Raw genomic sequence first — 20962 nt, 5'->3', positions numbered from 1 at the left:
TCAGACGGCCCCATAGCTCAGTTGGATAGAGCAATCGCCTTCTAAGCGATAGGTCGCTGGTTCGAATCCAGCTGGGGTCGCCACCGCGCATCATGCGCGATCCGCTTTTCCCCCTGCATGCTGACGGCGATGCGCGTGCGAACTCCGGTTTGCGCGCGATTTCGGTTGTGGCGTGGGGGTGGTTTTCGAACCCAATCGACGTGCGTGCAGAATTTTGACGCGAAGCCGCAAAAAGTCTGGAATAAAGGGCGCGCGGCGGACGTTGGCACCAGCAAGCACCGGGTCATCCTTTGGCCCGACCCTGGATTGCGAGGCCACTTCGTCCTGTTCGCTCAGTTCGATGAGAGGAAAGCCATGGCTGCGGTCATGGTGTGACCGGAACGATCGGGTGCACGGTTGAGCACATTCGGGGTTGATCTGGAAGTCCACATTGCGTCCTTGCGGCGCTATGCGCGGGCCTTGCTGCGCAACAATCGTGCGGACGCGGAGGATTTGGTGCAGGAGGCGTTGGTGCGCGCGGTGTCGCGTGCCGACAGCTTCCAGGCGGGAACGAACCTGCGGGCGTGGTTGTTCACCATCCTGCACAACGTTCACGTCAATCAGGTCCGGTCCAAGGTCGGAAAGCCGGCGGAGGTCGATGTCGATGACGTCGAATCGAAGCTGGTGTCCCCGTCCCGTCAGGAGGAAAGCGTCGAGCTGCGCGAGATGATGCGCCTGATCGACGCCTTGCCCGAGGAGCAGCGCAAGGTTCTGCTTCTGGTGGCGCTGGAGGGCCTGAAATACGAGGAGGTCGCCGAAATGCTCGGCGTCCCCATCGGGACCGTCATGTCGCGCCTGTCTCGGGCGCGGGAGGCGATCCGGGCGAAACTGGCGAATGAGGGTGGCGTTGCCCTCCGACGGGTGAAGTGATGAACGCGCGAGCGGTGACGGAAGACGATCTCCACGCCTATGTGGATGGGCAATTGGACAGCACCCGCCGTCTGGCGGTGGAACGCTGGTTGGCCGATGACCCCGACGCGGCGGCCCGCGTCGAGGATTACCGCGCGCAAACGGCGCTGCTGCACGATCTGTTCGACGGCGTTCTGCGCGAACCGCCCAGCGACGCGGTTCAGGATCTCAGCGACCGCTTGAAAGGCCGTCTGGCCTTCAACGACAACCGTCCGCCCTGGCACGCCCGCCCGCTGCTGCGGGTTGCCGCCGCCGTGCTGCTGCTGCTGGCCGGGGCCGGTGGCGGATGGTTCGGGCGCGGCGTGCAAACCGTGTCTCCGGCCGGGCAGCAGCGCCAGACGCTTGCCACCTTCGCCGAGGAAGCGACCCAGGCCCACCGCTTCTACACCGCCGACGAGCGGTTCCAGGTGGAGTTGGGGGCCGACAATCAGGATGAACTGAACGGCTGGCTGTCCAAGCGGGTGGGGCGCGACGTGTTCGGCCCCGATCTGGCGCGCATCGGCTTTCGCCTGATCGGCGGGCGTTCCTTGCCGACCGATTTGGGCGCTGGCGCGCAGTACATGTATGTGAACGACGCCAACAAGCGGATCACGCTGTTCGTCGGCGCGCCGCAGTCGGGCAACCCCTCGACCTTCAGCTTCACCCAGAACGGCGACGTCGCGACCTTCTATTGGGTGGAAGGGGCCTTGTCCTACGCCTTGGCCGGTCGCCTGTCGAAAGAGGAGCTGTTGGAGATCGCCAAGGCGGTTTACACCGACGTGAAGGCCGGACCGCCCCGCCGTTCGCCCACCAGCGAACCGCCGCCGCGCCCGGCGGACGTCGCTCCGCCGCCCGCCGCCGCGCCGCAGGACGCCCCCGCCACCGTCCAGCCGATCAGCGACACCCAGAAGCCGAAGGACAGTTGATCGAAAGACGCGTTGGTCGCCGCGAAAAGCCGTTGCATTGCATCGCCCATGCGGCAAGGTTGGACCGAGCGATGGACCGTTCGGTCAGATCCTTCTGACCAGTCACTGGGGGCGCGCAGCCGCATGCATCGGAGCCAGATCGACCCGCAGCTTGAGGCGCAGATCAAAAGCGCCCGCATTCTGGTGGTGGACGACAACGCGTCCAACGTCGAACTGCTGCGGGAAATCCTGACCCACGACGGCTACCGCGACATCCGGGGCGAAACCGATCCGCGCAAGGTTCCCGCCCTGTGCGAATCGGTTGGCTTCGATCTGCTGTTGATCGACATCCGCATGCCGCACATGAGCGGCTTCGAGCTGATGGAGCGGGTCCGGCCGATCTTCGGCGGTGATTATGTGCCGATCCTGGTGCTGACCGCCCAGACCGACCAGGACACCCGCCGCCGGTCGCTGGAACTGGGCGCAAATGATTTTTTGACCAAACCCTTCATCGCCTGGGAACTGCTCCACCGGGTCCGCAACATGGTGGAGATCCGCACCCTCTACCGCCGCGCCGCCGATCAGAATCGCGAATTGGAGCAGCGGGTGATGGAGCGCACCGCGGAGTTGTCCAGCGCGTTGGACGCCGCCCGGCAGGCCGACCGGGCCAAGCTGGATTTCCTGTCGGTGATGAGCCACGAACTGCGCACCCCGCTCAACTCCATCATCGGATTTGCCGATGTGCTGGGCAGCGAATCAATGGGAAAGCTGGGGAATCCGGATTACGTCGAGTATGTGAAGTTGATCGAGGAGAGCGGCAAATCGCTTCTGACCATGGTCAACAACATCCTCGACTACACACGGGGATCCACCGGTTCCATCGAATTGCAGGAATGCGACGTGAATCTGCCGCAACTGCTGACAAGCTGCGTTGATCTGTTGGCGGGCAAGGCCGAGAGCAAGCGGCTGTCCGTCAGTCTGGAACCAACCCCGCCCATCCATCTGCGGGCCGATCGGCGGCGGTTGCGGGAAATGATCCTCAATCTGTTGGACAATGCGGTGAAGTTCACCCCCAGCGGGGGCAGCGTCTGGTTGGGCGCTGCGCTGCGCGGCGACGCGCTGGCCATTTTTGTGCGCGACAATGGGCCGGGGATTCCCCCCGATCTGCTCGGACAGGTCTTCAATCCCTTCACCCAGGCGGAGCGGTCGCTGGTGCGCAAGCATGAAGGGATCGGTCTGGGATTGCCCATCGTGCGGCGGATGGCGGAACTGCACGACGGTACGGTGGACCTGACCAGCGCGCCGGGGCAGGGGACCGAAGTGGTCATCCGCCTGCCCGCAGCGCGCATTCTGGGCTGATCCGCCGGATCAGTGGAAGGAAAACGCCTCCGGCCCACCGCCCAAACGGGCGACCAGACCGCCGCCGTTGGGAACGGGCTGCCAGCATTCACGCTGCGAATCCACCGGTTCGGACACCACGATCAGGCCGCTGTCGGTGTAGCGCCAATAGAGGCTGGGGGGCTTGTTGTCCGAGGCCCACCGCACCGCCCACACCCGTTCACCGTCGGTCCATGTGGCGGTGAAGCGCAGCGGCGCGCGGATGCCGCTGGATTTCATGTCGTCGTGAATATCGGCCAGCACCGATTGGACCGCCCCGACCGGATCGGAGTCCAACCCGCGCCCCATGGCGGTGAGGAAGATCGCCTCGCTGTCGGTGGTCCCGGTGCGCGAGGCGTAGAGGTGATCGGGTATCATCGCCTCCACCCGCCGCCGCAGTTTGCTCCAATCGCCGACCTGCCCATTGTGCATGAACAGGAAACGACCGGACTTGAAGGGGTGGCAGTTGGCGCGGCTGACGGCGGTTCCCGTGGCGGCGCGCACATGGGCAAAGAACAGATGGGATCGGACGTGACCGCAAATGGATTGCAGATTTTCATCCGACCAGGCGGGGCGAACCTCGCAATAGCGGCCCGGTTCGACACGATCGCTGTACCATCCCACTCCGAACCCATCGCCGTTCGTCTCGGTCTTTGCCTCCGACGCGTGCATGGATTGTTCGATCAGCGAATGGCAGGGGGTGCAGACCAGGGATTCCAGCAGCACCGGTTCGCCGCAATAGGCAAGGAAACGACACATCGACGGGCGTACCTTTCGGCAGTCGCGCAACAACGCTGCGTCAATTTGCCCACGCGGTTGGTGTGAAAACAAGAGGCCACCTTCACGAATTCGTCACAACACGCCGAGGTGTTGCTTTTCTGCCGAAGCCATCCGTTGCCCCACCTCACAGGCTTACCCTGGCGGTTCTGAATCCGCTAAAAGGCCCCTCTGCGGTCTGACGTTGGGCACAGACCGCGTTTTGGGGGAATGGCTGTGGACAGCATCATCCTGCCGCGCGCGGTCCTGTATGACTGGGACAACACTCTGGTGGACAATTGGGGCACCGTGCGCGCGGCGTTGAATCACGCCCTGGACGCGTTCGGCCTGCCGACCTGGGACGAGGAGGAGGCGCGCGCCCGCATCAAGCAATCGCTGCGCGACAGCTTCCCGCGCATCTTTGGCGAGCGTTGGACCGAGGCGCGCGATCTCTTCTACGCCTATTTCGCCGCCCACCATCTGGATCATCTGCGCCCGCTGTCGGGTGCCGAGGATCTGTTGCGCTGTTTTGATGAACGCGGTGTCTATCAGGCGGTGGTGTCGAACAAGACCGGTCGCTTCCTGCGGGCGGAGGCCGAGGCGCTGGGGTGGGGCGGTTTTTTCGGCGCGCTGGTCGGAGCGCAGGACGCCGCATTCGACAAGCCGCACATCGCCCCGGTGCGAATGGCGCTGGAACCGTCGGGGTTGGAACCGGGGCCGCAGGTCTGGTTTCTCGGCGACGCGGACATCGATATGGAATGCGCCCATGGCGCGGGCTTGATTCCGGTGCTAATAGGTCAGGGCGAGGGGAGCGGATTCGACCGTTTTCCCCCAGCCCATCGTCACGCCGACTGTGCAGCCTTGTGTGGCTTGGTTGGGTGTGGCTTGGTTGGCGCGGGTGGTGATACCATATCCGTCCAGTCGGGTGTTTGATCGGGTCTTCGGCGGACCGGATCAAAGACCGTGGGCTTACGCGGATCGGCTTGGTTCGGGCCGGTCCCAAGAACATTCAAGAAGGGGGCATGTGTATGTCTGAAAAAAGCCAGAACGTGCAGGACGTGTTTCTCAACCACGTTCGCAAGAACAAGACTCCCGTTACCGTCTTTCTCGTGAACGGCGTGAAACTTCAGGGCATCATCACCTGGTTTGACAATTTCTCCGTGCTGCTGCGTCGCGATGCCCATTCGCAACTGGTCTACAAGCACGCGATTTCGACGGTGATGCCGGCCCATCCGATCCAACTCTTTGAACCGCCGAAGGAAGGCGAGAGCGCCTGATCCCATGACCAACGACGAAGGTGCAGCGCCGCTTGGCGCTGGCCGGGTGATTGTGGTCCACCCCGTCCTCCGCAGTGAGGCGGACGGGGTGTCTCGCCCCCCCGAATCGTGCCTGGAGGAGGCCATCGGCCTTGCCCAGGCGATTGAACTGGACGTCATCCACGCCGAATGCGTGAAGGTCAACCGGCCCCAACCCGCGACCCTGCTGGGGTCCGGAACCGTGGAGCATCTGGCCGAACAGGTGACGGAGCTGGAGGCGACGCTGGTCATTCTCGACCACGCGCTGTCACCGGTTCAGCAACGCAATCTGGAACGCGCGCTCAAGGCCAAGGTGATCGACCGCACCGGTCTGATCCTGGAGATTTTCGGTGCCCGCGCCCGCACGCGCGAAGGCATGTTGCAGGTCGAACTGGCGTCGCTGACCTATCAGAAATCCCGATTGGTCCGGTCCTGGACCCACTTGGAGCGCCAGCGCGGCGGTTTCGGTTTTCTGGGCGGCCCCGGCGAATCGCAGCTTGAGATGGACCGCCGTCTGATCGGCGACCGCATCATCAAGATCAAAAAGGAACTGGACGAGGTGCGGCGCACCCGTGGCCTGCACCGCAAGGCGCGGGCGAAGGTTCCCTATCCGGTGGTGGCGCTGGTCGGGTACACCAACGCCGGAAAATCCACCCTGTTCAACCGGTTGGCCAACGCCGACGTGTTCGCCAAGGATTTGCTGTTCGCCACGCTGGATCCGACGATGCGGCAGGTGACGCTGCCATCGGGGCGCAAGGTGATCCTGTCCGACACTGTGGGGTTCATCTCCGACCTGCCGCACGGTCTGGTCGCCGCCTTCCGCGCGACGTTGGAGGAGGTGGACGCCGCCGACATCATCCTGCACGTCCGCGACATCGCCCACGTCGACACCGACGCCCAACGGGCCGACGTGTACGAGGTGTTGGGCGACATGGGGCTGGACCCGGACAGCGACGACCGGGTCATCGAGGTTCTGAACAAGATCGATGCGCTGGACGCGGACAGCCGGGCGGCGTTGCTGACCGCGACCGCCCGCAACCCGCGCGCGGTCGCGGTGTCGGCCTGGACCGGGGAGGGGATCGACGCGCTCGACCGCCTGCTGGACGAGCGGATGAACGCTCATCGCCAAGTCGTCACCCTGGACATTGCCCTGGGTGACGGGGCCGCGCTGGCTTGGCTTTATGCCAAGGGCGAGGTGCTGGAGCGTGAGGACGACGAGGATCTGGCCCATCTCCAGGTCGCCATCGATCCGGCGGATCTGGCACGGTTCGAAAAGCGGTTCCTGCAACAGCCCGATCCCTGATCGGGACCGGAACGGGCAGGGTCGCAGATCACGGATGACGCGGGGGCGGCGGGGACGGCATAATGCGCCCACCGCCACCGTTTCCGGGTTGTTCGTGCGCGTTCGTTCCGTATCCTGGCCGCTCGTCGTCGCGTTGGCCGTTCCCGTTCTGGCCTTGGAACCGGCGGTGGCGCAGACGCCGCCGAGTGGTCCCATCCGCTTGCCCTTCCCCCCCGGATACGTGGAAGAGCCAGAAAACCCACCGGAAGATCCGCTGCCGCCGCTGCCGCGTGAGTTGGAGATCGCACCAAGCGAGCCGGTTCATGAAGCGCCGGACGCTGCCGAACTTTTGAAGGCGTGCAAGGAACAGACCTTTACCGACTGTTTCCGGCTCTGGCGTCCGCCCCCGCCTCCCCCCCCACCGCCGCCCGAACCGGAACCGGATCCGTCGGTGGCGCGCAGCGCGCCGCCGTCCCCCTCCGATCCCAAAGCGCCACGCGAACCGGCCAAGGGCGGCCCGGTGCCGCCACCCCCCAGCAACGCCGCGCGCGACGCGGCGGCGGCCGAAGCGGACAAGGCAACCTTTGACGCGCTGGCCAAAGCGCTGAAGGAAACCGGTTTGGACGGCAAGGTTCTGCTGACCAACCCGGCGGGCGACGGCCCGACCTTGCAGTTGGACAGCAAGCCAACGAAAGCCCCACCGAAAAAGCCCTGACGGCGCGGGCGTCGGCAGGCTGTCACCGTCGTGGTCCGGGGTCAGGTGTAGGCGGCTTGGCGGCCCGGCCACTCCAGCCATGCGTTTTGCGCCGCACCCGACAGAGCCGCGCGTCGATGAGCGTTTTCGCTCAAGGCGGTGGGCGCGCGGCCACGAATCCAATCGTTGCTGAGAATGTCGATCAGCAAGACGATCCGTTGGTGGCTGGACGGGTTTTCGACCATGTGCGGAAAGCTGAAGTCACCGGTCCACACCACACCCTCGGGGTAGGCAACGATCTCATGGCCGATGTAGGTTCTGGCTTCGGGGGGGACCTGAATGGGAAGCAGCAACCGGGCTTCGGTCAAATGCAGGGCCTGATTGTCGTAATGCCATTTCAGCGTGCCACCGGGGGCCTGACGGCTGATGTGGCACGCGACAATCGTACAATCAAAGCCTTCCAGAAAGGTGCGCACGCTGGGCATGGTGTTGAGAGTCGGCGTTGGGGAGCCACCACGGTCCGTGGACCGGCCCGGTGCCGAGCGGTCCATCAGGGAAATGGCGGTCCAACTGCCATCCCCGCCGAAGCAGGTCCGGTGCTCGGCGCTCAGACTGGCGTCCAGGGCCGCGAATTCCGAACGCATCGCGGTGATGTCCGGGGTCAACTCCAGCGATGCATGAAGCATCAAGCCGCTGCCGATCGTGCACGTCTGCCACGGGAGCATCGTCCCATTCCTTCTCGTTGAACGTTGATCGTCTCCTATCAGTTTCAACCGGAGAAGACCAACGGGCTGCGGCATCGCCGAGAGAGACCGAAGGTCACAGACCGGCAACGGTTGCCCTTGTCGTCCCCCGGTCTGTCGCGTCATTGTGGGGCCGCGCCCCGATCATGATCCAGGTGAGACGCGTTCCGTGACCCATCCCAGCTATTCCCCGGCGGTTCTGCCCGATGTCGATCAGGTTTCGGCGCTGATTCGCAGCGTTGCCAAAACCGAAATCCTGCCATGGTTCCGCAATCTCGACGCGTCGGCGATTCGCGAGAAGACCGGGCCGCTCGATCTGGTGACAAAGGCGGACGAGGCGGCGGAACGCGCCCTGACCCCCGCCCTGGCCTCCCTGCTGCCCGGAAGCCGGGTGGTGGGGGAGGAAGCGGCGTCGGAGGATGACGGGGTGTTCGCTCATCTCGACGGCGACGACCCGGTGTGGATCATCGATCCGGTCGATGGAACGATGAACTTCGCCCAGGGTCGCCCGCTGTTCGCGGTCATCGTCGCGCTGGTCCACCGGGGGGAAACCATCGCCGGATGGATTCACGATCCGATGGACGGGCGGATGGCCACGGCGCTCAAGGGCGGTGGTGCATGGCTGGACGGGCGTCGGGTGCGGGTGGCCGATGCGGTTCCCTTGCCGTCGATGGTGTGCGCGCTGTCCACCCGCTTTTGCGATGACGCGCTCGCTGCCCAATTGGAGGAGCGGGCCAAGGGGGTGGGCGAGCGGGTGAACCTGTCCAGCGCGGCGCAGGAATATCTGCGGCTGTTGGAAGGGCGGGCGCACGCCTCCCTCTATCACCGGCTGATGCCGTGGGATCACGCCGCCGGGATTCTGCTGCACGCCGAAGCGGGCGGGTTTGCCGCGCTGGCCGATGGCTCTCCCTACCGGCCCAGCCTGCGCAGCGGCAGCCTGTTGGCCGCCCCCGACGCCGAAAGCTGGCGCGTTCTGCGCGATCACCTGTTCGGTTGAGTGGGGTTCGGTTGATCAGACGGGCCAAACGCCCCGCCGGTCAATGCGACAGCAGGACCGGCAGCGGCGTGTGGTCGAGCACGGTGCGGGTCGCCCCGCCCAGCACCAGTTCGCGCAGGCGGGAATGGCCATAGGCCCCCATCACCAGCAGATCCGCCCCAATCTCCGCCGCGCAGGCCAGAATGAGATCGCCGACCTCGCCACCCAGCGCGGCGGCGGGGTGGTGGCGGGCGGACACGCCGTGACGGGCAAGCCAATCGACCAGGGCCAGCCCATCGTCGTGCGCGCGGCCCGGCGCGTCGATGGTCAGCACGGTCACGCGCTCGGCCTCCTCCAGGAAGGGCATGGCGTTGCGGACGGCGCGGGCCGATTCGCGGCTGTTCTTCCAGGCGATCAGAACGTTGCGCCCGATCGGCGCGGCGGCCGGTTGCACCGGCGGCAGCAACAGGGTGGGGCCGACGCTTTCCAACGGCAACCGGTCCGGCGCGTGCAGCGCCACCCGTTCGCCCGAGCGTTGGGCGGCGGATTGGGCGATGATGGTCAGGTCGGCGTAGGGGCTGCGCTCCGCCAGCAGGGCGAGGTGATCGCCCTCTTCGACCGTCCAGGAATGGGGCAGGCCCGCCAGCGCCGTTTGCACCTCCGCCTCGATCCGTTCGGCGTTCTCGTGGGCGATGGCGGTGGCTTCGGCGATGTAGCCATAGGAGGCGGCGCGGCCGGTCGCCCCGGCGGGCATGGACACCGGGGTGGCGATGTAGAGCGCCTGGACATGGGCGGCAAAGCGCCGGGCCAGCGCGACGGCAACCGCCAGACGGGTGGCGTGGGCGTCGTCGTTGGCCATGTGCAGCAGAATGGTCTTGATCGGCATCCCACACTCTCCCGGTTTGGTCGAATCCGCTGGTTTTCGATTCCGTCCACAGGGTCCCGTCAACCGGGCTGAAACGGACAGCGGGGCGTCACCCGCTAGTGGTAACGCCCCGCCGCACCGGATGGCAATGGTCCGTCGTCGGCCTGCGCGGTTGGGCCGCGTCAGGCTGACGACATCAGGCTGGTCTTGTCACTTCACGACAACGGCGTAGCGTTCCACCGGCTCCACCGTCTTGATCAGGCCACGCGCCTTCAGGAACTCGGCAAAGCGGGTGTAGCGGGCGGCGTCGAGCGCGGCGGGGCTGTGGGAGAAGCGGGGCAGGGTGTCGGCCCAGGCGCGGCGGTTCAGCTCGTCGTTCAGCTCCGGGCGGCCCTTGACGAAGGTGGCCTGCGCCTCTTCCGGGTGGTTGAGGATGTAGAGGGTGGCGCGCTCCACCGCGTCGAGGAAGCGCTTGATGCGGCCGTCGGCGGTCTTGTCCTTGTGGGCGACGACGATCAACTCGTCATAGGCGGGAACGCCCTCCTCCTCCGGGTAGAAGGCCCGGCCGGGATGCTTTTCGATGTCCATCTGGTTGAGTTCGAAGTTGCGGAACGCGCCAAGCACCGCATCGACCTGCCCGGACAGCAGCGACGGCGACAGCGAGAAGTTGACGTTCACCAGCGTCACGTCCTTCAGGCTCAAACCGTGCTTTTCCAGCATCGCGCCCAGCAGGGCGTCTTCAAACCCGGCGATGGAATAACCGACCTTGCGGCCCTTCAGATCCTTCAGGCTCTTCACCGGCCCGTCGCGCAGCACGACCAGGGAGTTCAGCGGGGTCGACACCAGCGTGCCGACGCGGACCAGCGGCAGCCCTTCCGACACCTGGATGATCTGCTGCGGCTGGTAGGAGATCGCCAGATCGGCCCCACCGGCGGCCACCAGCTTGGGCGGGTCGTTGGGGTCGGCGGGGGCGGTCAGGGTCACGTCCAGCCCGGCGTCCTTGAAGAAGCCCTTTTCCTGGGCGACGATCAGCGGGGCGTGGTCGGGGTTCACGAACCAATCCAGCATCACCGACAGCTTGTCCTGCGCGACGGCGGGGGCGGCGGCGAGCAGACCGGCGACGATGGCGGTCATGGTGAACAGGCGCTTCATCGAGCGGAATCCTTTTTCTGCAACAAACGGGTCAATCATCGGAGGGTTGGGTTTCCACCTGCCAGGCGGTGGCGCGACGGGCCAGCGCGTCCACGGCGGCGTAGAGCGCCACGGCGAACAGGCCCAGCACCAGCACGGCGGCGAACAGCAGGTCGATCTGCATGCGGGCGTTGGCGTGCAGCATCAGATAGCCAAGGCCGGAGGAGGAGCCGACCCATTCGCCGATCACCGCCCCGATGGGGGCGACGGCGGCGGCCACCCGCAACCCCGACCAGAAGGCGGGCTGGGCGGCGGGCAGGCGGATCACCCACAGCGTGGCCGCCGGGGTGGCCCCCATGGTGCGGGCCAGATCCAGCCACCCCGGTTCGGTCCGCCGCAATCCGTCGAACAGCGCGGTCGTCACCGGGAAATAGATGATGAGGATCGCCATGGCGACCTTGGACAGCATGCCATAGCCCAGCCACAGCACCAGCAACGGGGCCAGGGCAAAGACCGGGATGGCCTGACTGACCACCAGCACCGGCATCAACCAGCGCCGGGCCGTGCGGAAGCGCGCCAGCGACAGGGCGCTGACACCGCCCAGCAGCACGCCGCCGATCAGGCCCAGCAGGATTTCGCTCAAGGTGGTCAGGCCGTGGCTGGCCAGCGTGGACGCCTGCCGCTGCATCGCCTCGGCCACCGCCAGCGGTCCCGGCAGCAGATAGCGCGGCGCGGCGGTGGCCCACACCACCGTCTGCCACGCGCCCAGCAGCGCCGCCAGCGTGACCAGCGCGCGGCCCAGGGGGGCAAGCGCGTTCATGCGTCCAACCGGCGCAGCAATTCGGCCTGGAGCGCCAGCAGGTTGGCATCGTCGGCCCGGCGGGGCGCGCGGCCGGGCGGGGTCAGCGCCGGGCCGACGCTGGCGGGCCGACCGGTCATCACATGCAGCCGGTCGCCGATGCGCAGCGCCTCCAACGGGTCATGCGTGACCATCAGCACGGTGCGCCCGGCCAGCGTTTCCGCCGCCGTGTCCTGCAACCGCAGCCGGGTCAGCGCGTCGAGCGCGGAAAAGGGTTCGTCCATCAGCACCAGTGGCTTGTCTTCCATCAGCGTGCGGGCCAGCGCCACCCGCTGCCGCTGCCCGCCCGACAGGGTGGCCGGGCGGTCGGCCTCGCGCCCGGCCAGCCCGACACGCTCCAGCAGGGCGGCGGCGCGGGCGGCCTGTTCCGGGGTGATGCGGGTGCGGCGCAACCGGTCGCCCAACAGCACATTGTCCAGCACCGACAGCCAGGGCAGCAGCAAATCCTGTTGCGCCATATAGGCGACGCGCCCGGCCAGGGGCAGACCGTCGCTGGTCTCCACCCGCGTCGGGGCCTCCGGCTCCGCCAACCCGGCCAGCACGCGCAGCAGGGTGGTCTTGCCGACACCGCTCGGACCCAGCAGACAGGTGGTGAGGCCAGCCTCCAACGTCAGGCTGAGATCGGAAAACAGACAGGTGCCGCCATAGGTCAGGCGGGCCGACGCGATCGCAACGGCCAGACCCGGCGGAACCGCCGCCGGGCGCGCCTGCGGCGGGCCATTGGCGGATGATGGCGATGATGAAACGGACGGGACGCCCGTGAAACGGCCGGTGTGGTCCCGTTCGATCTGGTCCTGATGGGTCTGATCCAGGTCGATCTGGCTCATGGTGGCTCACTGATCCCTACGCCGGTGTGAACCGGATCAGGTTCCAGGGGTCGTCCCGGTGTGACAGGACCTCTCAGCCGACCATCGGCTCCCCCCAGTGACGCCGCGACTATAGGCGTGGCGCGCCATCCGCCGCAAGAGGGGCGTCGGGCGCGCGGCACGCGCTCAACACCGCCACCGCCGCCGGGGGCAGGGGGCGGGACCGGCGGTCGCCCTGATCGACATGGACGATCACGCTTTCGGCCGATGCGACGTGCCGCCCGTCCTGGAACAGCGCCTGTTCCAGCCGGATCGAGCTGCGCCCCAGCGAGGCGACGCGGGTGGCGATGTCCACCGCGCCGGGCCAGCGGATTTCATCGACGAAGTCAATGGCCAGACGCGCGATGACAAAGGCCCCGTTTTCCGCGTGCAGCGGCCCGGCGGGATCGTAGAGCAGTTCCACCCGGCCGGTTTCGAACAGGGTGGCGAAGACGGCGTTGTTGACGTGGCCCTGCCGGTCGGTGTCGGCGTAGCGCAGCTTGTCGTGGGTGTGGCGGGGGAAATCCGCCGGGGTCGGTGGGGTGGTCATGCGTCCTCCGTCGGCTGTCCCGGATCTGCGTTCCAGTGGGCTGGATCAAGCCGCATGATGGTCGTCCTGTGAGTCGCTGTCAAACCGGCGTCCGGGCCGCAATGTCGGTGCGCGTGTCCCCACTCTTTCTTGGGCAAGCCTCCCTTGAGCGAGCGCCCCTTGACCAGCCCCCGCCCGTGCGCCACCTCATCGCGACACACGAGGATGAGGCCATGCCCGTTTTCCGACCCCCTCTGTTCATTGGCGGCGAGATCTACCGGGGTTCGACCTATGGGGCGAAACACCCGCTGGCGATCCCGCGCATCTCGACGGTGATCGACCTCAGCCGCGCCATGGGGTGGTTGCCGGACGCGCAATACCGCGACACCCACGTCGCCAGCGAGCGCGAGATCGCCCGCTTTCACGCGCCGGACTACATCGCCGCGCTGAAACGGGCGGAGGCCGAACAGCGCGTCGATGCCGAGACCGGGGCGCGCTACAATCTGGGCAAGCTGGAAAACCCGATCTTCGCCGAAATGTATCGCCGACCGGCCACCAGCGTCGGATCCACGCTCCAGGCCGCGCGCCTGTTGCTGGCGGGGGAGGCGGATGTGGTCTATGCCCCGGCGGGCGGAACCCACCACGCGCGGGCGGGGCGGGCCAGCGGCTTTTGCTATTTCAACGCTCCGGTGCTGGGAATCCTGGAATGGCTCGACCGGGGGCTGGAGCGGATCCTCTACGTCGATCTCGACGCCCATCACGGCGACGGGGTGGAGGCGGCCTTTGCCCATGATGACCGGGTGTTGACCATCTCCATTCACGAGGATGGCCGTTGGCCCTACAGCGGCAAGGTGGAGGATCGGGCGGGCGGCATGGCGCGCAATCTGCCGATGCCACCAGGCTTCAACGACAGCGAAATGGCCTGTGCGATGCGCGAGGCGGTCCTGCCGCTGGCCCGCACCTTCGCCCCGCAAGCGATGATGATCCAGACCGGGGCCGACGCGCTGGCCGAGGATCCGTTGAGCCGTTTGGAGCTGTCCAACCGCGCCCTGTGGGACGCGGTGGCCGATCTGCTGCCGCTGGCCCCGAAAATTCTGGTGGTGGGCGGGGGTGGGTACAATCCCTGGTCGGTTGGCCGCTGCTGGACCGGCCTGTGGGCGGTGCTGAACGGTCATGATCCCGTCGCGGCCCCCACAGCGTCGGCCGTAGCGGTGCTGCGTGGCCTGACCTGGCACCGCGCGGCCGGGCGCAACCCGCCCGACCATTGGTTCACCACGCTGGCCGACCAACGCCGTCCGGGGCCGGTGCGCGACGCGGTGCGCCGTGTGATCGACGCGGTGCGGGCCTGAATGGGGGCGCGATGGCAGCGGTCGGAAGAATTGCATGCAATATCGACATTTTGTTGCAAATCATGGAAAAATTGGACGTATCCGACAGGCCGGATTGACGAAACCGGATTGTTTGGCGACTCTGATTGCCTTCCTTTTGGCCGCTGGGGTTTTGCTCAGAGGTGGTGATTGGAAACAACCTGGGGGTGCGGCAACCGCATGTCGAACACGACACTCTTTTTGATCGCCATTGTCGTGATTATGCTGGCCGCGATCCCCATCGCCATGATGCTGAAGGATTTTTTGCCGAATCTCATGGAAAAGAGTTCCGGCATGGATCAGTTGGAAAACAAAATTTACGTCCTGCATTCGGAGGTTCACGAGTTGCAGGATCGGGTCAACCATTTGACCCAACGCCGAAACAGTCAGGCGTCGGAGAAAAGCCGACTGGAAAGCGACATACGCAAGGCGGAAAAACTGATCAAGGAACTGTCCGATCTGCCGCCGATGTTTGTGCATGAGGTGGGGGATCCGCAAGCGGGACTGATGAAGTTCGTGGCGACCTTGAGCCACGCCAAGGCCTCCGCCGAAGCCCGTGCGTCGGGGGAAAAGGTACAAGTCAACCCGATCTGGCGCTGCGCCAACGTGGCGGAGGTTTGGGCCACTGGTTTTGAAGACGCCAAGCAGATGCTGGAGGTGGCTTTTCCTTTCAAAATGGGTTTTGAGAAGGAGTTCTTGCGCAGCGGCGGCAAAGGCATGGTGCCGAAAAAGCCGTCCATGTCCGCGCGCATGGGTGCGGGGTCATGATGCTGAACTTCATCATCGTCCTGGCGATCATCGCCATCGGCGCATGGCTCAGCAACATTCTGCTGGTGGTCGAATCCCGCGTGTCGCAAACGCGCAACCGTGTGCGGGGAGCGCGCGGAACCGTCGACAAACTCGACCACGCGATCAAACGCCTGCACCGTGACGAGGAAAAGCTGCATGAGGAGATCGAGGTGCTGACGCGGGAAACGGTGGAACTGCGCAAGGATCAGACAGAGGTGCAAAACCGTCTGGCCGCTGCGCAATCCCGTCGCCGCCCGCAAATCCTCATCCTCAGCGACCGCCGGAATCCCAACGACAAGGAATGGTTGGTGACGGTCGCCAACCCGCAGATCGGTGAGATCGATGCGGCCCACCCTCTGGCCAGCGAGTGGGCGCGCGGTCGGGAGTATCTGGTTTGGGCTGAAACCGAACGCGACGCCACGGAGCGGGCCAACCGGCGTTTCAGCGCCAAGCCCGGCTATCAGGTGAAGTCGGTGGCGGCGGTGAAGACCGATCTCTATTCGTCCGCCCAGAATCCAACCGCCTGAGCCAGCCCACAATCGGGTCCGCGTCGGCCCCCAGACAGCCCGAGCCAATCAACCCGAGGCAATCAGGCGCGTCCGCAAAAAAAAGCGCGCCCTGGCCGGAGCCAGAGCGCGCCTTCATCGCTGTCACCGTGCCGTGTCGGGATCAGCGCGCCTTGCCGGGCACGCCGCCGGTTTGGCGCAGGGCATCGTGCAGGTAGGGCGACAGGGCTTGCCGCATGGTGCGCAGCCACTCGTGGATCACGATCAAGGAGCGCGAGGCCACCGGCGGGGTCATGCCCAGCTTGACCAGATCCTCGCGGGTCATGTTGGCGACATGGTCCAGGCGATGGCCGGTCAACCGCGCCCAGGCGGGGGCCGAGCAGGGGTTCATCGAAATGACCTGCAAGCCTTCGCGTTCGACCATTTCGGCCTTGCGGCGGGCGTATTGGCTGTCTTCCAACTGGCTGAAGGGGCCGGAGAAGCCGTTTTCGACCAGCACGCGCTTGGCCTTCGGCGCGATGTTGGCAACGCGTTCCAGCGTGGCCATGCCGGTGGACAGCGAGGCCAGATCGACCGTGACCGGAACCATGAAGGTCAGCCGTTCGCCTTCGCCGACATAGTAATCAAAGCCCGACACCTCGGCCCAATTGAAGAACCATTGGGAGATGTTGCCGCCGAAGTCGTACAGGCGGCCACCGCGCTGCAACTCCGGGCCGATCAAGTCCCAGAACTCATAGAAGCCGTCACCCGACCCCATCATGTTCATGAAATCCTGGGTGATGCGGCGGTGCTCGACCATTTCCGGTCCGAACAGGCGGGCCAGACGCTCGTTCACCTCATACTCGACGACCTTCCATTGCAGGCCTTCCAGCATGGCGGTCGCCATCAGGTGATGGGACAACAGCGTCTTGCCGACACCGCCACGGTCATTGAGGACGAAGATCGTGCCCAGCATGCGATCGCCTTTCCAGTATACGTTCGTTGAGTCGTCGTGAGACATGAGTGTGCGTGTGCCTTGCGGTTCCACCGGGGGAACGGCGGGCAGGGTGGGCGGTTCGGGGGCGGACATCGCCGGTGCTGTGCCAGCCGCATCAGCGGCGTCCGGCGGCCGTGTGTCCGGCAGGATGGTTTCATCGGTGCCGTCCGGGACCGTGGCCACGCTTGCGGAGACCAAGGAATCCTGATCATCGCCGATGCGATCCAACGCGTTGGCCGCGTCGTCGCCACCGTCGGTCATTGGCGCGCCCCCCTCGTCAATGGGTGGTGTCTCTTCGGGGGGGGCATTGGTGTCGGCGGGCGTCGCGTTGGCGGCGTTGTCCATGACCATTCCCCCCGTCGCGTCGGACGCCTCCGGGGCGTCGGCGATGGGCGGGCGGCCAGCCTCCAACGCGGCGCGGTGGACCGCCGCCAGGGTTTCGGCGGGCGTGGCGCTTTCCCCCTCCACCACGCTGTCGCCCCGGCCTTCGTTCCCGACCAGAAAAAACGCCGACCGCAGGGTGACGGGGGAAATCGGCTGATTGGCGCGGGCGGTGACGCCCAGTTTGGCCAGAATGTCGGAAATTTCAGCCCAGGACAGGCCACGCTCCCGCATCAGTCCGATGTCGGTGTAGCTCTCGCGCACCGCCTGCATCGCGCTGCGGCTTCCGGCAGGGCGATCGGCAAGGAGCCGCTCAAGTTCCGTGCGATCGATCGACACCGTTCGGGTATTCCGGCAAGGGGGAAGCGTTGGATAGGATGCCGCTAAAGCGATGGGCCATAAGGAATCCGTTCCCCTGGCGGGCAAAAAATAGTACAAGCGGCCACAGTGCGCAAACGGTTTCCGACCGAGGTGGAGGACGGCAAACCGGAGCGCACGGTGGTGGTGACGAGCGGGGCCGCCCGTTCTGACCGGGTGGCGGTCGGTGTCCGCGACCGGTTGCGGGCCGAACAGTCCGGGGTATGGCGAAGATGCCTCACGATTTTGGGTCAAACGGGACACACAACCGGCGCACCGGGATGCCTGCCGGTGGAGGCACCGGCGGTGCGCCCGGCATCGGTTTTCACGAGTTGCGGCAGGCGCTGGAAATCTCAACCCTGCGTGAGGATCTGGAGCGTTTGACGCAGGGAACCGAGGTGTTGCGCGCCCATGTCGAGGATTCGGTGGAACAGGTGCGGGACCGCTTCGCCCTGTTGAGCGCCGACGAAATGGCCGATCCGGCGGCCATGGCCACACTTTTGGAATTCGCCGTTGGCACATTGCTGGAGGTGCGTGAACAGGTCCGTCGTTTGGACAGCCGCACCGGACCGGCCAGCGACGACGAGCGTCCCGGCTGGGTGGTGGCGGGCGACCCGATGCCGCGCCGCGCCGCGCCGACGCCCATCGCCCCCGAGCCGGTGGCAGCGGACTCCCGTCAGGAAACCGTACCGTTGCCCGAGTCCACGCCGTGGCATGGAGCAAGTCCGGTGATGGAGCCGCCGCCGCCACGCCGCGCGTCACCCCCGGTGACGTCCGCTCCGCGTCCTGAGTCTGTTCCGGTCGCTCCACCCCCGTCGCGCGGGCGGGACAATCCGATCCCTGAATCCCCTTCTGTCGACGCTCGATCGGGCTTTTCACCCTTGTCCCCGCCGCCGGTTCCAGCCTCGTGGTTGACATCGGAAAGCCCGCCCAGCCCAACCCGGCACGCCCCCGCCCGGGGGGCCTCCCCCACGACCGGCGGCATTGACTGGCTTGGTCCGGCGGGGCGATGAGCGGGGCGGTGGAATCGGTTTTCAAAGCCGTTCACCTCTGTTACATATGTTCGTGAAGTGTTCTGATTGGCCGGTGGTGGCGTGATCCGCAAATCCACTGTGGCTTGACCGCAGGCGGTTCGCGTGGTTCGGTGCTGCGAACACGGACGCTGCTGCCGCGCGTTTGACGCCGCTGGCTTGGTGTATTTTGGATGTGTGGCGTTGGTGCGGATGATGATCCGCCACAACGCCCGATCATGCGCGCTGGAGGAGAATCGAGCGATGAATGTGTGGACCTTTACCGGACGCTTGGGGGCCGACGGCGAATTGCGCACGACCCAGAGCGGCGAAAAGGTGCTGGGGTTTCGCGTGGCCAACGATGTCGGGTTTGGCGAACGCAAGACCACCCAGTGGGTTGATTGCTCGATCTGGGGCCGCCGCGCCGAATCGTTGGCTCCCCACCTGACCAAGGGCAAGCAGGTGGTGATTTCCGGCGAAGTCACCCTGCGCGAGTATGAAAAGCGCGATGGGACTCGTGGGGCTGGCCTGACCGTGCGTGTGGCTGAAATCGACTTCACCGGCGGTGCCCGTGAAGAGGGTGGCGGCTACGGTGGCGGCGGTGGCGGCGGTTACGAAGCGCGTGAGCCTCGCGGTGGTGGCTATGGCGCGGGTTCGTCGGCGGGTGGGTCGCGCGGCTCTTCGTCCCCACCGCCGCGTCATGACGATCTGGACGATGAAATTCCGTTCTGAGACTCGGTGCGCGTTTTTTTGGCACCGATGCAAAGCCCCAGACAATGGTCTGGGGCTTTTTTGTGCGTGGGGCGGGGGGCTGGGATGGTGAATCGAGAGCTGGGACGGTTGAGACAGCGGCAAACGTGATCCAGACACACCGCACCAGACGCGCAAAAGCCCCGCCGAACCGGGCGGGGCTTTTGTTGACAGGCAACCGATCAGACCGTGCGCGTCATCACGCGCCCGGCGCTTCGCTCCGTCGCTCGGCGTGGACGTAAAGCGGCTTGGCGCGGCCTTCGACCACTTCCTTGTTCACCAGGATGCTCTCAACGCCGGTCAAACCCGGCAGATCGAACATCGGATCCAACAGGATGGCTTCCATGATCGAACGCAGACCGCGTGCACCGGTCTTGCGGGCGATGGCCTTGTGAGCGATGGCCTTCAGCGCGTCGTCAGAGAATTCGAGATGGACATCCTCCATCTCGAACAGCCGCTGGTATTGCTTGACCAGGGCGTTCTTCGGCTTGCTGAGAATCTCGACCAACGCGGTTTCGTCCAAATCCGACAGGGTCGCGAGCACCGGCAGACGACCGATGAATTCCGGGATCAACCCGAATTTCAGCAAATCTTCCGGTTCGACGCTGTGCAGGATTTCGCCGGTCGCCCGCTCGTCCGGCGAGCGGACATCGGCACCGAAACCGATGCTGGTCCCCTTGCCCCGCTGCGCGATGATCTTGTCCAACCCGGCGAAGGCACCGCCGCAGATGAACAGGATGTTGCTGGTGTCGACCTGGAGGAATTCCTGCTGCGGATGCTTGCGTCCGCCCTGCGGCGGCACCGACGCCACCGTCCCTTCCATGATCTTCAACAGCGCCTGCTGCACGCCCTCGCCCGACACGTCGCGCGTGATCGACGGGTTGTCGGACTTGCGGCTGATCTTGTCGACCTCGTCGATGTAGACGATGCCGCGCTGGGCGCGCTCGACGTTGTAGTCGGCGGCCTGCAACAGTTTGAGGATGATGTTTTCCACATCCTCGCCCACGTAACCGGCTTCGGTCAGCGTGGTGGCGTCGGCCATCGTGAAGGGGACGTCGATGATTCGCGCCAGGGTCTGGGCCAGCAGGGTCTTGCCGCAGCCGGTCGGCCCGATCAGCAGAATGTTCGACTTGGCCAGTTCAACGTCGTTGTGCTTCGTTCCGTGCGCCAGCCGCTTGTAATGATTGTGGACCGCGACCGACAGCACGCGCTTGGCGTACACCTGACCGATCACATAATCATCGAGCACCGCGTGGATGTCACGCGGAGTGGGAACGCCGTCGCGGGACTTCACGAGGGTGGTCTTGTTCTCCTCGCGAATGATGTCCATGCACAGCTCGACGCATTCATCGCAGATGAACACGGTCGGACCGGCAATCAGCTTGCGGACCTCGTGCTGGCTCTTGCCGCAGAAGGAGCAGTAGAGCGTATTCTTCGAATCGCCGCTGCTGGACTTGCTCATCGGTACTCCGTCATCTCGCGGGGGACGTGGTCCTGGGACCATGCCCGTCTGTGGCGCCCCCCGACGCCGGTCCATTCCATAGGGCACCAGCAACTTGCGCCGCTGGTGCGGTCACGCGGTCATCACAACCGCATCAGATCAGCCCGTGTGATCGGGACCGCTTCCCGGTCATTCAACAAC

General features: G+C 65.7%; 22 protein-coding genes, 1 tRNA gene and 1 riboswitch. Of the genes, 14 read left to right on the top strand and 9 right to left on the bottom strand.

The features are described from left to right. The first annotated feature begins 6 nt into the window (after positions 1-6). The 4 genes from EJ903_RS03730 (at position 7) to EJ903_RS03715 (ending at position 3191) form a co-directional block, all read left to right on the top strand. A tRNA-Arg gene (locus EJ903_RS03730) sits at positions 7-83 on the top strand. A 313-nt stretch (positions 84-396) separates the two neighbouring features. Further along, entirely contained in the window at positions 397-909 is a 513-nt protein-coding gene (locus EJ903_RS03725) for a sigma-70 family RNA polymerase sigma factor (protein ID WP_126612255.1), read from the top strand. After that, the gene (locus tag EJ903_RS03720) at positions 909-1853 is read left to right on the top strand and encodes an anti-sigma factor family protein (RefSeq protein WP_126612253.1); all 945 of its coding nucleotides are present in this window, start codon (positions 909-911) and stop codon (positions 1851-1853) included. The genes EJ903_RS03725 and EJ903_RS03720 overlap by 1 nt, the downstream gene beginning before the upstream one ends. Positions 1854-1976: 123 nt before the next feature. Continuing rightward, positions 1977-3191, top strand: coding sequence for an ATP-binding response regulator (locus EJ903_RS03715; RefSeq protein WP_126612251.1), 1215 nt, complete (start codon positions 1977-1979; stop codon positions 3189-3191). Between the two features lie 9 nt (positions 3192-3200). On the opposite strand, the gene EJ903_RS03710 is transcribed toward EJ903_RS03715, so the two are convergent. Continuing rightward, on the bottom strand, positions 3201-3968 hold the full coding sequence (locus EJ903_RS03710) for a class II glutamine amidotransferase (RefSeq protein WP_126612249.1): 768 nt from the start codon (positions 3966-3968) through the stop codon (positions 3201-3203). Between the two features lie 228 nt (positions 3969-4196). Here EJ903_RS03710 and EJ903_RS03705 point away from each other — a divergent pair, with 228 nt between their 5' ends. The 4 genes from EJ903_RS03705 (at position 4197) to EJ903_RS03690 (ending at position 7257) form a co-directional block, all read left to right on the top strand. Further along, positions 4197-4898 (top strand): HAD family hydrolase, encoded by a 702-nt coding sequence (locus EJ903_RS03705; protein ID WP_126612247.1) that lies wholly within the window; start codon positions 4197-4199, stop codon positions 4896-4898. Positions 4899-4993: 95 nt separating this feature from the next. After that, entirely contained in the window at positions 4994-5242 is a 249-nt protein-coding gene (gene hfq / locus EJ903_RS03700; protein ID WP_126612245.1) for an RNA chaperone Hfq, read from the top strand. A gap of 4 nt (positions 5243-5246) precedes the next feature. After that, the gene (gene hflX, locus EJ903_RS03695) at positions 5247-6563 is read left to right on the top strand and encodes a GTPase HflX (RefSeq protein ID WP_126612243.1); all 1317 of its coding nucleotides are present in this window, start codon (positions 5247-5249) and stop codon (positions 6561-6563) included. A gap of 94 nt (positions 6564-6657) precedes the next feature. Further along, on the top strand, positions 6658-7257 hold the full coding sequence (locus tag EJ903_RS03690; protein WP_246015160.1) for a hypothetical protein: 600 nt from the start codon (positions 6658-6660) through the stop codon (positions 7255-7257). 41 nt (positions 7258-7298) lie between these two features. Here EJ903_RS03690 and EJ903_RS03685 read toward each other — a convergent pair whose 3' ends face one another. After that, entirely contained in the window at positions 7299-7922 is a 624-nt protein-coding gene (locus EJ903_RS03685) for an aspartyl/asparaginyl beta-hydroxylase domain-containing protein (protein WP_158627869.1), read from the bottom strand. Positions 7923-8148: 226 nt separating this feature from the next. Between EJ903_RS03685 and EJ903_RS03680 the strand changes: the two genes are divergently transcribed. After that, positions 8149-8976: an inositol monophosphatase family protein gene (locus EJ903_RS03680; RefSeq protein ID WP_246015158.1), complete on the top strand. Its 828-nt coding sequence runs from the start codon at positions 8149-8151 to the stop codon at positions 8974-8976. 40 nt (positions 8977-9016) lie between these two features. Here EJ903_RS03680 and EJ903_RS03675 read toward each other — a convergent pair whose 3' ends face one another. The 5 genes from EJ903_RS03675 to EJ903_RS03655 form a co-directional block, all read right to left on the bottom strand. Next, positions 9017-9841: a universal stress protein gene (locus EJ903_RS03675; protein ID WP_126612237.1), complete on the bottom strand. Its 825-nt coding sequence runs from the start codon at positions 9839-9841 to the stop codon at positions 9017-9019. A gap of 189 nt (positions 9842-10030) precedes the next feature. Then, positions 10031-10972, bottom strand: coding sequence for an ABC transporter substrate-binding protein (locus EJ903_RS03670; RefSeq protein ID WP_126612235.1), 942 nt, complete (start codon positions 10970-10972; stop codon positions 10031-10033). Positions 10973-11003: 31 nt separating this feature from the next. Continuing rightward, positions 11004-11771: an ABC transporter permease gene (locus EJ903_RS03665; protein ID WP_126612233.1), complete on the bottom strand. Its 768-nt coding sequence runs from the start codon at positions 11769-11771 to the stop codon at positions 11004-11006. After that, on the bottom strand, positions 11768-12637 hold the full coding sequence (locus EJ903_RS03660) for an ABC transporter ATP-binding protein (RefSeq protein ID WP_126612231.1): 870 nt from the start codon (positions 12635-12637) through the stop codon (positions 11768-11770). Before EJ903_RS03660 ends, EJ903_RS03665 begins: the two co-directional genes overlap by 4 nt. Beyond that, a riboswitch (TPP riboswitch) is annotated at positions 12633-12742 on the bottom strand. (Overlaps the previous gene by 5 nt.) Positions 12743-12746: 4 nt before the next feature. Then, positions 12747-13205: an acyl-CoA thioesterase gene (locus EJ903_RS03655; RefSeq protein WP_126612229.1), complete on the bottom strand. Its 459-nt coding sequence runs from the start codon at positions 13203-13205 to the stop codon at positions 12747-12749. A 212-nt stretch (positions 13206-13417) separates the two neighbouring features. Here EJ903_RS03655 and EJ903_RS03650 point away from each other — a divergent pair, with 212 nt between their 5' ends. From EJ903_RS03650 to EJ903_RS03640, 3 genes are all read left to right on the top strand, one after another. Beyond that, positions 13418-14533 (top strand): acetoin utilization protein AcuC, encoded by a 1116-nt coding sequence (locus tag EJ903_RS03650; RefSeq protein WP_126612227.1) that lies wholly within the window; start codon positions 13418-13420, stop codon positions 14531-14533. A gap of 198 nt (positions 14534-14731) precedes the next feature. Then, positions 14732-15319 carry a hypothetical protein gene (locus EJ903_RS03645; RefSeq protein WP_126612225.1) on the top strand — a complete coding sequence of 196 codons (588 nt, stop codon included), beginning with the start codon at positions 14732-14734 and terminating at the stop codon, positions 15317-15319. After that, complete coding sequence (locus EJ903_RS03640) at positions 15316-15867, top strand: hypothetical protein (protein ID WP_126612223.1); 552 nt, start codon at positions 15316-15318, stop codon at positions 15865-15867. Before EJ903_RS03645 ends, EJ903_RS03640 begins: the two co-directional genes overlap by 4 nt. A 142-nt stretch (positions 15868-16009) precedes the next feature. On the opposite strand, the gene EJ903_RS03635 is transcribed toward EJ903_RS03640, so the two are convergent. Beyond that, positions 16010-17542, bottom strand: a complete 1533-nt coding sequence (locus EJ903_RS03635) for a hypothetical protein (RefSeq protein ID WP_126612221.1) — start codon at positions 17540-17542, stop codon at positions 16010-16012. 299 nt (positions 17543-17841) lie between these two features. Here EJ903_RS03635 and EJ903_RS03630 point away from each other — a divergent pair, with 299 nt between their 5' ends. Next, complete coding sequence (locus EJ903_RS03630; RefSeq protein WP_246015156.1) at positions 17842-18573, top strand: hypothetical protein; 732 nt, start codon at positions 17842-17844, stop codon at positions 18571-18573. Between the two features lie 261 nt (positions 18574-18834). Beyond that, positions 18835-19302 carry a single-stranded DNA-binding protein gene (locus tag EJ903_RS03625; RefSeq protein ID WP_126612217.1) on the top strand — a complete coding sequence of 156 codons (468 nt, stop codon included), beginning with the start codon at positions 18835-18837 and terminating at the stop codon, positions 19300-19302. Positions 19303-19519: 217 nt separating this feature from the next. On the opposite strand, the gene clpX is transcribed toward EJ903_RS03625, so the two are convergent. Next, positions 19520-20782: an ATP-dependent Clp protease ATP-binding subunit ClpX gene (gene clpX, locus EJ903_RS03620; RefSeq protein ID WP_126612215.1), complete on the bottom strand. Its 1263-nt coding sequence runs from the start codon at positions 20780-20782 to the stop codon at positions 19520-19522. Positions 20783-20962: the final 180 nt, after the last annotated feature.

This window comes from Azospirillum griseum (assembly GCF_003966125.1).
GTDB classification, from domain to species: Bacteria; Pseudomonadota; Alphaproteobacteria; order Azospirillales; family Azospirillaceae; genus Azospirillum; species Azospirillum griseum.
The sequence above is the reverse complement of the archived record's forward strand: the minus strand, read 5'-3'. Positions and strand labels throughout refer to the sequence as shown.